This is a genomic window from Roseicyclus marinus (genome assembly GCF_030163795.1).
GTDB lineage: Bacteria > Pseudomonadota > Alphaproteobacteria > Rhodobacterales > Rhodobacteraceae > Roseicyclus > Roseicyclus marinus.
This window is the reverse complement of record NZ_JASJOF010000001.1, coordinates 474,341-489,552: the sequence shown is the minus strand read 5'-3', so window position 1 is coordinate 489,552 and position 15,212 is coordinate 474,341. Positions and strand designations below refer to the sequence as shown.

Below are 15,212 nucleotides of genomic sequence, written 5' to 3'. Positions count from 1 at the left end.
GGGATCAGACCTCGATTGTCTTTGGGCGGGCCCGGTCGAACCAGGTCACGATGATAAGGCGGGTGACATAGATCGCGGTGAAGACCGACGTGATGATCCCGATCCCCAGCGTCACCGAGAACCCGCGCACCGGGCCCGAGCCCAGAACGAAGAGGATCACCGCGATGATGAAGGTCGTCAGGTTCGCGTCCACGATGGCCGACAGCGCACGGGAATAGCCCAGTTCGATGGCCCGCGCCGGGCCCTTGGCGGTCTTCAATTCCTCGCGGATGCGTTCGAAGACCAGCACGTTCGCATCCACCGCCATCCCGATGGTCAGAACGATCCCCGCGATCCCGGGCAGGGTCAGCGTGGCCCCGATCAGGCTCAACACGCCAAAGATCAACCCCACGTTCAGGATCAGGGCGACCGAGGCAAAGACACCGAACAACCCGTAGCTCATCACCATGAAGACCAGCACGGCGGCAAAGGCGACCAGCGCCGCGATCTCGCCCGCCTGGATGCTGTCCGCGCCCAGTTCGGGGCCGATGGTCCGCTCCTCGAGGAACACCATCTCAGCCGGCAATGCGCCCGCGCGCAACAACACGGACAGTTCGGTGGATTCCGCCACCGTGAAATTCCCGGTGATCTGCCCGGACCCGCCGGTGATCGCCGATCGGATGACAGGGGCGGAGATGACTTCCTCGTCCAATACGATGGCAAAAGGTGCACCGATATTGGCCGCGGTATAATCGCCGAAATCGCGCGCGCCCGACGGGTTGAACCGGAAGGTTACGGCCGGTTGCCCGGTCTGTTGGTCGAAGGCAGGCTGGCTGTCGACCAGATCGTCGCCCGTCACGACCGGGGTCTGTTCCAGAACGTAATAGGCACCCGGCTCGTCCAGCGACGGCAACAGGATCTCGCGCGCATCGACACGCGCCTCCGGGTCTGTGGTGCGGCGGACGACCGGGTGAAAGGTCAGCCGCGCCGTGGTGCCGATCAGGTCTTTCAATTCCTGCGCCGATCCGATGCCCGGCACCTGGATCAGGATACGGTCCGACCCCTGCCGCTGGATCGTCGGCTCACGCGTGCCGGCCTCGTCGACGCGGCGGCGCACGATCTCCACGGATTGCTGCATGGTCCGGTCATCGGTCGCCTGCCGCTCGGCCTCCGACAGGGTGACGATCACCACGTCATTCTCGCCCCGCACATCCAGCGTCGGCGCGGCGATCCCGGTCAGGCCCACCACGGGCGTCGCCAGTTCGCGCACGGCGGCGACGGCCGCCGCGATCCCGGCGGGTTCACTGATGCGGACATGCAATTCGCCGGGCGGCGCATCCTGCCGCCGGATCGTGCCGACCTGATCGCGCGCATCACGCAGCGCGTCACGGACATCGGGCCACAGGCTGTCCATGCGCGCCTCGTAGACATCCGTGACCTGCACCTCGGCCAACAGATGCGCACCCCCCCGCAGATCGAGGCCAAGGTTCACCAGCGTCGAGGGCAGGAAATCGGGCCAAAGCGCCCGGTCGGCCTCCAGCGCATCCGTGCTGGCCCCCGTGGCCTCGATCGCGGCCACGGCGTCATTGTGCCGCTCGACCCGGTCGTAGAACAGGTTCGGCATGGCGAGCGACAGGCCCGCCAGCACCACGACAATGATCATCAGCCGGTTCCACAGCGGGATCTGCAACATCGCTCAGGGCCCTTTCCGAAGCTCCTGGTCCGACGGGGCGCAAACCGCCCCCACGGGATCAATCGTTGGCGGCAGCGGGCTCGGTCTTGGAACGGACCTGCGAGATGGTGGGACGCAGGACGCGGACCTTGACGCCGGTCGACAGTTCGACCTCGACCTCGGCGTCGTCCTTGACCTTGGTGATCTTGCCGATCAGCCCGCCCGCCGTCACGACCTCGTCGCCCCGGCGAAGCGCTGCGATCATAGCCTGATGCTCCTTCACCTTCTTCTGCTGCGGGCGGATCAGCAGGAACCACATGATCACGAAGATCAGGATAAGGGGGACGAACTGGGCGAAAGCTTCCATGGTCAGACGCGGTCCTTTTTGGCGGATCTCGAGGCGGATCGTTTTGGCGGATGAGGCACGCGGACACGCACCCCAGTCGAAATTCGGCGCACCCTACTTTCGGGTCTGGTCGAAGGCAAGGCACGCAAGCCCCAGATGGGCGCGACACCCCGCAGCAACAACCCCCGGCTCCCGGGGTGCGCGCTCCACCATCCGTAGGGTGGGCAATCTGCCCACGAAACGCCGCCCATAAACCCCTATCGTCGGCCGTGCCAGAGCCCGCTGCGTCCCACACCCCCGCACCAACCCACCGCCAACCGCCCCTCTCCGTGCGCCCAATGGTAACGCCCGATACACGACGCATTCCCTACAGCTTCCTTACACAATCCCTACAGCGCCACCGCCCCCTTTCCCCCCGCCCCCCGCTCTGGCATACCCCGCCCCGAGACAGCGCCAGACGAGGGCCCCATGCACGACATCCGCGCCATCCGCGACAATCCCGCAGCCTTCGACGCGGGCCTCGCCCGCCGCAACCTGCCGCCCCAATCCGCCGCCATCCTCACGCTCGACGAGGCGCGCCGCGCCTGCATCCTCGCGGCTGAGACCGCGCAGGCCGATCGCAACGCCGCCAGCAAGGACGTGGGCGCCGCCAAGGCCCGCGGCGACGACGCGGAATTCGAACGCCTCCGCGCGCTTGTCTCTGACAAGAAAGAAGAAATCGCCCGGCTTGAAGAAGAGGCCAAGGAAAAGGACGCAGCCCTCCGCGACCTTCTGGCCACCATCCCGAACCTGCCCGCGGACGACGTTCCCGAGGGCGCGGACGAGACCGGCAACGTCGAAATCAACCGGTGGGGCAATCCGCGCGCCTTCGATTTCCAGCCCAAGGAACACTTCGAAATCGCGGGCGTCTCCCATGGCCTCGATTTCGAGACGGCGGCGAAACTCTCGGGCTCGCGCTTCGTGGTCCTTCAAGGTGCCATCGCCCGCCTGCACCGCGCGCTGGCGCAATTCATGCTGGATATTCATACACTTGAGAACGGCCTGACCGAAGTGAACGGCCCCGTTCTCGTGCGATCCGAGACCATGTTCGGCACCGGCCAGCTGCCCAAGTTCGGCGAAGACAGCTACGAGACAACGAACGGCTGGTGGCTCATCCCCACCTCCGAAGTCTCGCTGACCAACCTCGTCGCGGGCGCAATCCTTGACGAGGCCGACCTTCCCAAACGCTTCACCGCCCATTCGCTCTGCTTCCGCTCCGAGGCCGGATCGGCCGGTCGCGACACGGCGGGCATGTTGCGCCAGCACCAGTTCGAAAAGGTCGAGATGGTCTCGATCACCCATCCCGATCAGTCCGACGCCGAACAAAAGCGGATGCTCGGCTGTGCCGAAGGTATCCTTGAACGCCTTGAAATCCCGTACAGAACCGTTGTGCTCTGCACGGGCGACATGGGCTTTGGCGCGCGCCGAACCTATGACATCGAGGCGTGGTTGCCGGGGCAGAACACCTATCGCGAGATCAGCTCCGTCTCGACCTGCGGCGATTTCCAGGCGCGGCGGATGAACGCCCGGTTCCGTCCTGCAGGCGGCGGCAAGCCGGATTTCGTCCATACGTTGAACGGCTCCGGTCTCGCCGTGGGCCGTTGCCTGATCGCTGTGGTGGAAAACGGCCAGCAGGCCGATGGCTCGGTCCTTTTGCCCAAGGCATTGCATCCCTACATGGGAGGCAAGACACATATCACGCCCGAGGGACAGCTTGCCTGATCTGGAACACCCCGACGATCCGCAGGACAGCGCCAAGCTCAAGGCGGTGCTGCTGGTTGTTGCTGCCGTGGCCTTCGTCGTCTCGCCGCTGATCTCGCAGCCCTTCACAGGTTTCGATCCGACACAACTGCCGATCCCCGTCGATGATCCGCCGATCCAACCGGCAGGCTGGGCCTTTTCGATCTGGGGCGTGATCTATCTCTGGCTGCTCGCCTCGGCAGGCTACGGGCTGCTCCGCCGCGACACCGCAGCCGATTGGGACCGGGGCCGCTGGGGCGCTTTCGTCAGCCTTGCCATCGGGGCCAGCTGGATCGCCGTCGCGCTCAGCGCGCCTGTGATGGCCACGGTCCTGATCTGGCTGATGCTCGGCGGCGCGCTCTGGGCGCTTGCCCATGCACCTGCCCGAGACCGGGGGTGGAATGCGCTTCCCTTCGGCCTTTATGCCGGTTGGCTCACCGCCGCCTCCTGCGTCGCGACGGGCACCGTCGCCATGGGCTACGGCTGGGGCAGTCCCGCGGCGCTCAGCTGGGTTCTGCTGGTCGCGGCATTGGGTCTGGCGATCGTTCTCACCCTGCGGCTGCGGGTGATGACCTATCCCATCGCGGTCGCTTGGGCGCTGGCTGGCGTCCTCGCCGAAAATGGCGCAACCACCTTCGGCCTCGCCGCTGGTTTGGGCGCGTTGGTCCTTGTGGCCCTCGCCCTCCGCCAATCGCGCGCCTGATCCCTTCCCCGTTTCTCAAACATACCGGGTGTATCGCCACGCTTGGTTGGGCATCGGCCTAAGCCTCTATGGGTGCACCCAAGCGTCCGAAAGAAACCGGGAGCGGTGCACGGCTGGACGCCAGTTCTTGCAGCATGTCGCGGGAAACGATCCTGATTTTCCCTATGGAATTTTTCCCGGAAACCCGCAAAGCTCAGCTTTGTTGCGCAAGATCAGAGTACGATAACGCCTGGTTTTTAGTGTGCTTGTGTACGTATGAACGGTACTTCTCGACGCCTTCATCTCTTACTTGAAATCTTGCGCCCCGAACGGCGAACGCGCATCGTGGATATTGGCGCCAATCCAATCAATGGCGTGTCTCCATACAAAAATCTGATCGACGCTGGTGCATGTGAGGTCTGGGGGGTCGAGCCTCAGAAGGCGGCATTGGCGAAGTTGCTGGATACGGCAACGCCTCACGAACGCTATTTACCTGACGCCATCGGCAGCGGAGACAAAGGGCTTTTGCGCGTTTGTGAAAGTGACGGTTTCACATCGTTTCTTCCACCGTCTCAAACCACGATCGGCTATTTGAATTACTTTCACAGCCATATGCGCGTCGTTGAAACCATCGAGATGGAAACATCGAAACTGGATGATGTGACCGGAATTCCCGGCATCGACCTTTTGAAGATAGATGTCCAAGGCAGCGAGGTGGACGTGTTTGAAGGCGGTGCCGCATCCTTGAGGGACGCAGTCGCCATCATTTCAGAGGTATCGTTCATTCGGCTCTATGAAAACCAACCGTTGTTCCATGATCAGGCCTCAGTTCTCGAACGACTGGGGTTCCAATTCACCAAGTTCCTGTTTCTAAAGGCGCGACACCTGCGGTCGCGCCACTCCGGGCGGCTCGACCCGAAGAAGAACAAAAACCAACTCATCGACGGAGACGCTGTTTTCATTCGCAATTTCCTTGAAGACAAAAACTACTCGGATGAACAGCTCAAGCATCTGGCAATCTGCGCAGATTCCGTTTTTGAGAGTTACGATCTGTCTCTGCGATGCATTAACACGTTGGTCGACCGTGGACGTGTCGGCGCGGAGAAGGTCGAAAACTATGTGGACCTTCTCCCGACGCTCAAATGAAACAAGACGGGCTACAGGAAGATGAAGCCCTTTGTATCAAGTGGCGAGGTGAGCAAAGCCCCCATCGGCCGCCTCCCGCTTGCCGCGCTGGTCCCCAGCCGCTAGACCCGGGACCAGCCCCGACACCCGGCAGGACGATCCCATGCGCATCCTCATCACCAATGACGACGGCATCAACGCCCCGGGCCTCGAGGTGCTGCATGCCATCGCCACCGAGATCGCGGGCGCCGGGGGCGAGGTCTGGACGGTTGCGCCCGCCTTCGAACAATCGGGGGTCGGGCATTGCATCTCCTACGTCCATCCCACGATGATCGCGGAATTGGCCCCGCGCCGCTTCGCCGCCGAAGGCTCGCCCGCCGATTGCGTGCTGGCAGGCGTCTATGACGTGTTGCGCGACAGCCCGCCCGATCTGGTCCTCTCGGGCGTGAACCGGGGCAACAACGCGGCCGAAAACGTGCTCTATTCCGGCACGATCGGCGGCGCGATGGAGGCCGCGTTGCAGGGCCTGCCCGCCATCGCCCTGTCGCAATACTACGGCCCCGGCAACCTCGCGCTCGACAACGGGTTCGAGGCGGCACGCGTGCATGGGGCGGGTGTCATCCGCAAGCTTCTGGACAGTGGCCATTGGGATGAGGACGATTACCGCGTCTTTTACAACGTGAACTTTCCGCCCCTGCCCGCGGCAGGGGTGCGCGGCACCCGCGTCACCACGCAAGGGTTCCGCCGCGAAACGCGCTTCGGGGTCGAGCCACATCTCGCGCCCAACGGGCGGCGGTTCCTGTGGATCAAGGGCGGACGTCAGGATATCCCGACCGAACCGGGCAGCGATGCCCATGCCAATCTCGATGGATATATCTCTGTCACGCCGATGCGCGCCGACCTCACCGCCCACGACCGTCTCGATGCCTTGAGGGCCGCGCTGGAATGACGCCCGAGGACGCCACGCGCAAGATGCAGTTCCTGTTTCAGTTGCGCCAGAAAGGCGTGACCGACAGCCGCGTCCTCAAGGCGATGGAGGCGGTGGATCGCGGGGCCTTCGTCCAGGGGCATTTCGCCGGTCGCGCCTATGACGACATGCCGCTTCCCATCGCCTCGGGTCAGACGATCAGCCAGCCTTCGGTCGTCGGGCTGATGACGCAGGCGCTGAACGTGCAGCCGCGCGATACCGTGCTCGAGATCGGCACCGGATCGGGCTATCAGGCGGCAATCCTTGGCGAATTGGCGCGCCGGGTCTACACGATTGACAGGTTCCGCACCCTGACCCGCGAGGCCGAGGCGCGCTTTGCAGCGCTTGGCCTGACCAATATCACCGTGCTGACGGGCGATGGCAGCTTCGGCCTGCCCGATCAGGGACCCTTTGACCGGATCCTTGTCACCGCGGCGGCCGAGGATCCACCCGGGCCGCTGTTGCAGCAGCTCAAGCCGGGCGGGATCATGGTTCTTCCCGTCGGCCAGTCGGATGCCGTGCAAAGCCTGATCAAGGTCACGCGCCGCGCGGATGGTGGCGGCTTCGACTATGCCGAGATCATGCCGGTCCGCTTCGTGCCATTGCTTGACGGCCTGCCGCGCGAGTGAGGCGCACCTTCGCCAATTCCCCGCTGCGGGGGTTTATCCGATCCCCGGTTTCGATGTAGAACAGGCTCAACAGGACGAGCGCCCCAAGACGAGGGGTCCGTAGAAGGTAAAGGCCGAGCTCGAGACCGGCCAAGACGTTGAGGAAAACCCGAGCGATGCGCCGCGCCCATCTGATCGCCCTTTGCCTGTGTCTGCCGTTTCTGGCGGGCTGCGTCGCCTCGGACCTCGATTTCGACCTGCGGCCCGACCGTATCTCGACCCGCGGCGCCGTGGCGACCGAGCCGCGCCCCGAACCCGATGCCAATGGGCTCATCACCTACGAAAGCTACCAGGTCGCCGTCGCGCGCCGGGGCGATACCGTCGGCTCCGTGGCTGCGCGCATCGGGATGGATGCCGAGGAGCTGGCACGGTTCAATGGACGCCAAGCCACCGATGTGCTGCGCGCCGACGAGATCCTTGCCCTGCCCCGTCGCGTGACGCCGGGGGGCGCGCCGGGCGGGCGCGATATCGCCGCCATCGCCTCTGGCGCGATCGACGCCGCCGAGGCGCGGCAGGGTGCGCCGTCGGCCGCCCAACCCTTGAGCGTGCAGGGCGGAGCGGAACCGGTGCGCCACCGCGTCGCCCGCGGCGAGACCGCCTATTCGATCGCGCGCCTTTACAGCGTGTCGGTGCGCGCTTTGGCGGAATGGAACGGGCTTGGCCCCGACCTGTCCGTCCGCGAGGGGCAGTACCTGATCATCCCGCTGGTGATCGAAGAGGCGGCGGCCCGCACAGGCCCGGCCACGCCGGGCGCGTCGGTCGCCCCGCTGCCGCCTTCTTCGGCGACGCCGCTGCCCGAACCGATCCAGCAAGCGACCCTGCCCGAGCGTGGCACGACGCCCGCACCGGCGCCCGCGCCCGCCGCGCAGGCAGCCCCATCGACGCGGTTCATCCAGCCGGTTTCCGGCAGCATCATCCGGCCCTACGGGCGGGGCAATGAAGGGATCGACATCGGGGCCGCGACCGGAACGGCGGTGCGTGCGGCGGGCGATGGCGAAGTGGCGGCGATCACGCAGGACACCGACCAGATCCCGATCCTCGTAGTGCGCCATTCCGACGGGTTGCTGACGGTCTATGCTAATATCCGCAACATCCGCGTCGCGCGTGGCGACCGTGTGACCCAAGGCCAGACCATCGCAGAGGTCGGGCCGGGCGATCCGTCCTTCCTGCATTTCGAGGTTCGGCGGGGATTCGAAGCGGTGAACCCGACGCAATACCTGCCCTGAGATCGAAGCGACCCTGAGCGCGCCGAAGGGGCGCTGCGGAGCCTGTGCGCGGTTAACCTCCGTTACCGGCATCTTGTTCGCTGGACGAAAGAGTGAGGGGTCATTAACCGCTGTCCTGCCCTCTCAGCCGGAGCCTCCATGTCCGCCGCCTTGATCGCAGGTTTCGCCCTGTCCTCGTCGCTCATCCTCGCCATCGGGGCGCAAAATGCCTTCGTGCTCCGGCAGGGGTTGCGGCGCGCGCATGTGGGCGCGGTGGTCGCGGTCTGCTGCCTGTCGGAAGCGATCCTGATCTTTTCCGGCGTGGCGGGGTTCGGGGCTATCGCCAGCCGCGCCCCTTGGGCGATCGAGGCGATGCGCTGGGGCGGCGCGGCTTTCCTCGTGATCTACGGCCTGCGCAGCTTGCGCGCGGCATGGATGCAGACGGACGCACTGGAGACCGGCACCGGGGCGGAGCAAAGCCTGCGCGCCGCGCTGGGAACGGCGGTTCTGCTCACATGGGCCAATCCGCATGTCTATCTGGATACTGTGGGCCTGATCGGAGCCATCGCGGCCACCTATGGCGCGGATCGTTGGACCTTTGGCGCGGGGGCGCTCTCGGCCTCGGTCCTGTTCTTCGCGGCGCTTGGCTACGGGGCGCGGATGCTGGCGCCGGTCTTTGCCCGGCCTGCGGCGTGGCGCGCGCTTGATGCCGTCGTGGGCGTGACCATGCTGGCACTGGCGATCAAACTGGTGCTTGGGGCGTGACCGGCTGGACACTCCCGTACGGCTGAGCCATGTCACAGGCATGGCCGCGCCCACAGACAGCCCCAGTTTGACCACACGACCGGCCGCGCGGCCCGTTGCGGGGATCGTCTGGATGATCGTCACGGGCCTGTGCTTTGTCGCCGTGACGGCCAGCGTCAAGATGGTCGGCACCCATGTCCCCGCCGGGCAATCCGCCTTTCTGCGCTATGCCCTCGGGATCGTGTTCCTGATCCCGATGTGGCCCGCCGTGCGCGCCGCCGTGATCGACAAACGCACTTGGGGTCTTTTCGGATTGAGGGGGCTATGCCACGCGGTCGCGGTGATCTTGTGGTTCTTTGCCATGACCCGCATTCCCATCGCGGATGTCACAGCGCTGAATTACCTGAACCCGATCTACGTCATGCTGATGGCCATAGTTCTTCTGAAAGAACGTTTGGGCCCGTGGCGGATCGGCGCGGTGGGTGTGGCGTTTCTTGGGACGCTTGTGATCGTGCGGCCCGGGTTCCGCGAGATCGACATCGGCCATGTCGCGATGCTGTTCACCGCCGTCTTCATGGCGGGCAGCTATTTCATGGCCAAGGTGCTGTCAGACCGCGCGCGGCCCGAAGTGGTCGTCTTCATGCTGTCGGTCGTGGTGCCTGCCGTTCTGTTGCCCTATGCGCTGGCGGTCTGGGTGCCGATCGGTTGGCGCGAGCTGGGCTGGCTGTCGCTGACGGCGATGTTCGCCACGGCCGGGCATTACACGATGACGCTGGCCTTCACCAAGGCACCGTTGACGGTGACGCAACCGGTGACCTTTCTGCAGCTGATCTGGGCGACGCTTCTGGGCGTCGTGATCTTCGGGGAGGCGGCGGATGTCTTCGTCATGCTTGGCGGTGCCATGATCATCGCGGCCATCAGCGTCGTGACATGGCGCGAGGCGCGGCGCAAACGCGCGATCACGCCGCCGCCGGATGCACCCGCAACCTGATCGCGGCTTTTTCCTTTCGCCTGCAAATTGTGCAGTCATGCACTCCCCCGCACAGGGCGGGATCAAAGCGCGTTGCCGCAGCGCAGCGATCTGCGGTCTGTCATTTCGATTACATCGGCAGCGGGCGTTCTATCGTCGTGAGCGGAGGATTTCATGACACTGGAAGCGCTGATCTTCGGGGGTATAGGCACCTTGGCCGAGGTGGCGGAATTGGACCGGGCCGCCTGGAACGCGGCGTTTCGGACGCATGGTATTGGGTGGAGCTGGTCATGGGATACCTATGCCGAGCTGATGCGCCCGGGCGGCGACAGGCAGCTGGCGGCGCGCTATGCCGCCCATCTGGGCCAGATCGTGGATGCCGAACTGCTGGACCACACACATCAGAACCATTTCGCCACGATGCTTGCGGGTGGCGTACCGCTGCGTCCCGGGGTGGCACGTGTGATGAACTGGGCCGCGCGAGGCGGCGTGAAATTGGCGCTGGTCAGCCGGTCCGACATGGAACCCGTGCGGGCGCTGCTGATGGCGACGGCACGGGCGCGGGGTGGCGTGCCCTTCGACGTGGCCATCCTGCGCGGAGATGTGACGCGCATGGCCCCGGACCCCGAGGCGATGGAGGCGGCGTTGATCGCCCTGAACCTTGGCCCGTCGCGAGCGCTGGCCATCGTGGATACGCCGGTCGCCTTGCAGGCGGGCCGCGCAGCGGGCCTGCGGACACTCGCCTTTCCCGGACGACTGGCAGAGACCGAGCCCGAAGACTTCGAGGGGATCACCGTCACCCATGCCCTTGGGCCAGAGGCGTTGATCGCCGCGTGGCGCGGTGAAAGCCAAGAGGCGGCGGAATGAGCGCAGCGGGTTGATCTGGCTCAAGGTCGGGGTGCGGCCCACCGGCCTAGTGTCCATGCGAACACATGGACCACAGGCAAGGAGACACGCATGTCGCACACACCCCATGAACTGGCCGAGGAATTCCCCCAGCACGCCGACAAGATCCACGCGCTGAAAACGACCGACGCGCATTTCGCCCGGCTGTTCGAAGCCTATCACGATGTGAACCGCGCCGTGCATCGCGCCGAGAGCGGGGTCGATCCGGTCGACGATTTCACCGATCAGAAGATGCGCAAGGAACGTCTGGCGCTGAAGGACGAAATCGCGACGATCCTGTCGAAGTGACATCCGCAGGGCGGGCCCGATACGGCCCGCCCACGCCCCTGTCCTCAGACGTGGCCCGGCCCTTCGACATGGGCCTGAAAGCGTTCGAAGAACTGGTCGGCCATGCGGGTTGCGAAGCTGTCGACCAGACGCGAGCCTAGCTGCGCGATCTTGCCGCCGACCTTGGCCTCCACATCGTAATGCAGCTCGGTTCCACCACCCTCGGCATCGCTGAGGCGCACCTGCGCGCCACCCTTGGCGAACCCCGCGACGCCGCCCTTGCCCTCGCCCGAGATGGTATAACCCTCGCCCGGCACGACATCGGACAGCGTCACCTCGCCCCGGAAGGTCGCCTTGACCGGTCCGACCTTCTGCGTGACGACGGCGGAAAAACCTTCCTCGGGCGAGCCGGTCAATTCCGAGCAGCCGGGGATGCAGGCCTTGAGCACCTCGGGATCGTTCAGCGCGGCCCAGACTTTCATCCGGTCGGCCGCAATGGTGCGGGTGGCGTGCATTTCCATGGTCGGTTTCCTCCCTGCCGATAGGGTCAGAATTAGGGGCCGGGGGGCGGCTGCGTCAACGCCCGATCTCGTAGGGAAGCGTGCCGCGCCGGTTCGGATCGACCACCAGATGCCGCTCCAAGGGCGGGACGGCGCGCTGGTGGCATTGGGCGCGGTCGCAGATCCGGCACGATATCCCGATCGGCTGGAAGGCGTTGTCGCGGTCGAGGTCCAGCCCGTCGGCATAGACCAGATCGGCGGCATGTTTCACTTCGCAGCCGAGCGAAATGGCGAAACGGCGCGTGGGCGTTCCCCAAGCCCCGCCCGATTTCGACACGTCACGGGCGATGATGACATAGCGCATCCCGTCCGGCGTTTCTGCGAGTTGGCGCAGGAAACGGGTGGGCGTCTCGAAAGCCTGATGCACGTTCCAAAGCGGGCAGGCCCCGCCGAAACGGGCGAATTGCAGACGCGTGGCGGAATGACGTTTTGTCACCGTTCCCGCCTGATCCACGCGGGCGAAGAAGAAGGGGATCCCTTTGGCGCCGGGCCTTTGCAGCGTGGACAGGCGATGGGCCACCTGTTCGATGGAGGCGCCGAACTGGATCGACAGGCGTTCGAGGTCATGGCGCGTTTCCCGCGCGGCGCTGGCGAAACGGGTATAGGGCATCAGCACTGCGCCCGCGAAATAATTGGCCATGCCGATGCGGGCGATTTCCCGGCTGGTGTCGGATTGGAACCGCGCCAGATCGAGCGTTGCCTCGATCAGCTGGGCCTGACCCAAGAGCGCGTATTGGTGCAAAAGCTGGAAGCGTTGGGTTTCGGGTGCCGCACGGGGGCTGAGCGTCAGGACACGGGTTGCGGGATCATAGGCGCGCACGCCCTGCCCCGCCTCGAGCCTGAGCGTGATGCCCATGGCGGCCAGAACGGTTTCGGTATGGGCCGCCAGATCGCCCGTGGCCTGCCCGGCGAAGCGTTCGGCGGCGCGGTCGACGGCGTCGATGTAATTGTCGCAATAGTGGAAGAAATCGCGCACCTCCTCCCACGGGGAAGGGGCGGCGCGGCGATCTTGCCCCAAGGCTTCATCAAGGCTGGCGAGCCGTTCATGCGTTTGGCGATAGGCGCGGTGCAGGTCGAGGAAGGCACGGGCGAGTGCGGGGGCGTTTGAGGCCGCAAGCCGGAGGTCCGCAAGCGGCGGGGCGGCATCGACAAAGACCGGATCGGCCAGCGCCTCACGCATGTCGGAGACGAGCCGTTCCGCATCGCCTGCGCGCAATTCGGTGACATCGACGCCGAATTCCTGCGCCAGCCCCAGAACCACGGCGGTGGAGACGGGGCGGTTGTTGTTTTCCATCTGGTTCAGATAGGGCAGCGATACGGCCAGTTTCGCCGCGAAATCCTTTTGCGTCAGGCCAAGGCGCGTGCGGATCTCGCGCAGCTTGGCCCCGACATAGAGCTTGGCGGGGGACATCGCGCCTCCGATTGGGTTTGCAAGGTCAGTTTGACGCTTTGCAAACCTTGGCGCAAGGCTCAGCCTTCGACCTCACGCTCGCGGCGGATGGTGTAGAGGATCGACAGAACGGCCAGAATGGAGGCAACAAGCATGATCCAGATCAGCGGATAGGCCCCGTTGCCGTCTGTCAGCATGATGCCCGCCAGCGCCGACAGCGCCGCGCCGCCGCCGACCATGATCGCGCCGCCCAGCCCGCTTGCCGTGCCCGCCAGATGCGGCCGCACCGACAGCATCCCCGAAGTGGCATTTGGCAGCACCATCCCGTTGCCAAGGCCCACGAAGGTCATGAAGCCGAAGAAGACGAGCGCGGTCTTGAACCCCATCAAGAACAACAAGAGCGACGCGACGAGCCCCGCCGCCGAGATGATCGTGCCCCACAGGATCATCGCGTTGATGCCCGCGCGGACCGAGTATTTGCCCGAGATCCAGTTGCCGAAGAAATACCCCAAGGCGGGCGCCCCGAAATACAGGCCCACGGCGGCGGGCGAGAGGCCGAACACCTCGGAACCGACATAGGGCGCGCCGCCCAGGTAGGCGAAGAAGGCCCCGGAGGCGAAAGCCGCGGCAAGGCAATAGCCCCAGAAGCGGCGCGAGGCCAAAAGCTCGGGATATTCGCGGAACTGGGCCGCGAAACTGCTGGACGTGGTGCGCGCGGTTTCGCCCAGATCGCGCCAAATGAGGATCAGGACCAGAACCCCGAGACCGAAAAGCAGCCAGAAATTCGCCTGCCAGCCGAAGCCCTCGTCAAGCACGCCCCCGATCGCGGGCCCCACCATCGGCACGACGGCCATGCCCATGGTGACATAGCCGATCTGGCTGGCTGCCTGATCGGCGGGATACATGTCGCGCACCACCGCGCGCCCCAGAACAAGCCCAACCACGACCACCGCCTGCAACATGCGGAAAACCAAAAAGACCTCGATGTTCGGCGCAAGAAGGCATCCCAAGGTGGCAACAAGGAAGATACCTACACCCCAGAGCAGCACGGGCCGCCGCCCGTAGCGGTCGGAGATCGGGCCGATCAGAATCTGAAGAGCCGCATTCACCGCGAGGTAGAGCGCGACCGACAGCTGCATCAGCCGGTAATCCGTCGCGAAATGCTCGGTCATCTGCGGCAGCGACGGCAGGAAAATGTTCATCGACAAGGCCCCGAGGCCCGTCAGAACGATCAGCGTGAAGATATGGGGCGGGGTCGCGCGGTCGAGGAACCGCACCGGAGAGATTGTTGCCATGGCAACGGAATTAGGCCGAAGCGCGCGCCGGGTCCAGCCCGTGCGACGTGCGGGGCCGCACGGGGGCCTGTGCGCTCAAGCCCAGCGATGGAACACGAAGAAAGCACCGGCCGCGATAAGGGCGAACCCCACGAGGTGGTTCCACGCCAGCGGCTCGCGCAGATAGAAGACGGAAAAGATGCCGAAAACGGTCAGGGTGATGACCTCTTGGATCGCCTTGAGCTCGGCGGCGGAGAAATGGCCGTGCCCGATCCGGTTGGCGGGAACCTGCAAGAGATACTCGAAAAAGGCGATACCCCAACTGATGAAGATCACCGCCAGAAGCGGCGCCGTCTTGAATTTCAGATGACCATACCATGCGAAGGTCATGAAGATGTTGGACAGGATGAGCAGGCCGATGGTGGTGACGGGCACGGGGATCTGCGGCATGGCGGCACTCGGGATTTGATGATGTGCCGGTGTATCGCGACGCGGGGATCACGGCGAGAGGCCGCATCGGGGCGCTTCGCAATTTTGCGAAATTCCACAAAGCACGGCAAACATATTTGCAAATATGCGCTTTCGGACTCGCCTGCGCATGCCCTGCGGCCTTAGGGTCAGCGACAACCCGGCTCCGCCCGCGCTATGGCTGTGCGGGACAAGGGGCCAGACCAGCCG

The 15,212-nt window shown here is 65.0% G+C and carries 16 protein-coding genes; 10 read left to right on the top strand and 6 right to left on the bottom strand.

The features are described from left to right. Positions 1-4: 4 nt before the first annotated feature. Complete coding sequence (secD, locus tag QQK63_RS02545; RefSeq protein WP_277826685.1) at positions 5-1,672, bottom strand: protein translocase subunit SecD; 1,668 nt, start codon at positions 1,670-1,672, stop codon at positions 5-7. 58 nt (positions 1,673-1,730) lie between these two features. Then, a complete protein-coding gene (yajC, locus tag QQK63_RS02540) occupies positions 1,731-2,018 on the bottom strand; it encodes a preprotein translocase subunit YajC (protein WP_277826683.1) in 288 nt (95 codons plus the stop codon). 447 nt (positions 2,019-2,465) lie between these two features. On the opposite strand from yajC, the gene serS reads away from it, so the two are divergent. The 10 genes from serS (at position 2,466) to QQK63_RS02490 (ending at position 11,331) form a co-directional block, all read left to right on the top strand. After that, the gene (gene serS, locus QQK63_RS02535) at positions 2,466-3,758 is read left to right on the top strand and encodes a serine--tRNA ligase (protein ID WP_277826681.1); all 1,293 of its coding nucleotides are present in this window, start codon (positions 2,466-2,468) and stop codon (positions 3,756-3,758) included. Beyond that, positions 3,751-4,479, top strand: a complete 729-nt coding sequence (locus QQK63_RS02530) for a tryptophan-rich sensory protein (RefSeq protein WP_277826679.1) — start codon at positions 3,751-3,753, stop codon at positions 4,477-4,479. The genes serS and QQK63_RS02530 overlap by 8 nt, the downstream gene beginning before the upstream one ends. Before the next feature lie 324 nt (positions 4,480-4,803). Next, a complete protein-coding gene (locus QQK63_RS02525) occupies positions 4,804-5,604 on the top strand; it encodes an FkbM family methyltransferase (protein ID WP_277826677.1) in 801 nt (266 codons plus the stop codon). 142 nt (positions 5,605-5,746) lie between these two features. Continuing rightward, positions 5,747-6,532, top strand: coding sequence for a 5'/3'-nucleotidase SurE (gene surE / locus QQK63_RS02520; protein WP_277826675.1), 786 nt, complete (start codon positions 5,747-5,749; stop codon positions 6,530-6,532). Beyond that, positions 6,529-7,179, top strand: coding sequence for a protein-L-isoaspartate(D-aspartate) O-methyltransferase (locus tag QQK63_RS02515; protein ID WP_277826673.1), 651 nt, complete (start codon positions 6,529-6,531; stop codon positions 7,177-7,179). Before surE ends, QQK63_RS02515 begins: the two co-directional genes overlap by 4 nt. Before the next feature lie 155 nt (positions 7,180-7,334). Next, complete coding sequence (locus tag QQK63_RS02510) at positions 7,335-8,444, top strand: peptidoglycan DD-metalloendopeptidase family protein (protein ID WP_277826671.1); 1,110 nt, start codon at positions 7,335-7,337, stop codon at positions 8,442-8,444. Between the two features lie 138 nt (positions 8,445-8,582). After that, complete coding sequence (locus QQK63_RS02505; protein WP_277826669.1) at positions 8,583-9,188, top strand: LysE/ArgO family amino acid transporter; 606 nt, start codon at positions 8,583-8,585, stop codon at positions 9,186-9,188. Between the two features lie 67 nt (positions 9,189-9,255). Next, on the top strand, positions 9,256-10,158 hold the full coding sequence (locus tag QQK63_RS02500) for a DMT family transporter (RefSeq protein WP_377134537.1): 903 nt from the start codon (positions 9,256-9,258) through the stop codon (positions 10,156-10,158). Positions 10,159-10,311: 153 nt separating this feature from the next. Continuing rightward, on the top strand, positions 10,312-11,004 hold the full coding sequence (locus tag QQK63_RS02495) for an HAD family hydrolase (protein ID WP_277826664.1): 693 nt from the start codon (positions 10,312-10,314) through the stop codon (positions 11,002-11,004). A gap of 90 nt (positions 11,005-11,094) precedes the next feature. Then, on the top strand, positions 11,095-11,331 hold the full coding sequence (locus tag QQK63_RS02490) for an HP1242/YdcH family protein (RefSeq protein ID WP_277826662.1): 237 nt from the start codon (positions 11,095-11,097) through the stop codon (positions 11,329-11,331). Between the two features lie 44 nt (positions 11,332-11,375). Here QQK63_RS02490 and QQK63_RS02485 read toward each other — a convergent pair whose 3' ends face one another. The 4 genes from QQK63_RS02485 to QQK63_RS02470 form a co-directional block, all read right to left on the bottom strand. Next, positions 11,376-11,831, bottom strand: coding sequence for an SRPBCC family protein (locus tag QQK63_RS02485; protein WP_277826660.1), 456 nt, complete (start codon positions 11,829-11,831; stop codon positions 11,376-11,378). Positions 11,832-11,886: 55 nt separating this feature from the next. Continuing rightward, positions 11,887-13,281: a helix-turn-helix domain-containing protein gene (locus tag QQK63_RS02480; RefSeq protein WP_277826658.1), complete on the bottom strand. Its 1,395-nt coding sequence runs from the start codon at positions 13,279-13,281 to the stop codon at positions 11,887-11,889. A 59-nt stretch (positions 13,282-13,340) separates the two neighbouring features. Further along, on the bottom strand, positions 13,341-14,555 hold the full coding sequence (locus tag QQK63_RS02475; RefSeq protein WP_277826656.1) for a multidrug effflux MFS transporter: 1,215 nt from the start codon (positions 14,553-14,555) through the stop codon (positions 13,341-13,343). Between the two features lie 75 nt (positions 14,556-14,630). Further along, the gene (locus tag QQK63_RS02470) at positions 14,631-14,984 is read right to left on the bottom strand and encodes a DMT family protein (protein ID WP_277826654.1); all 354 of its coding nucleotides are present in this window, start codon (positions 14,982-14,984) and stop codon (positions 14,631-14,633) included. Positions 14,985-15,212: the final 228 nt, after the last annotated feature.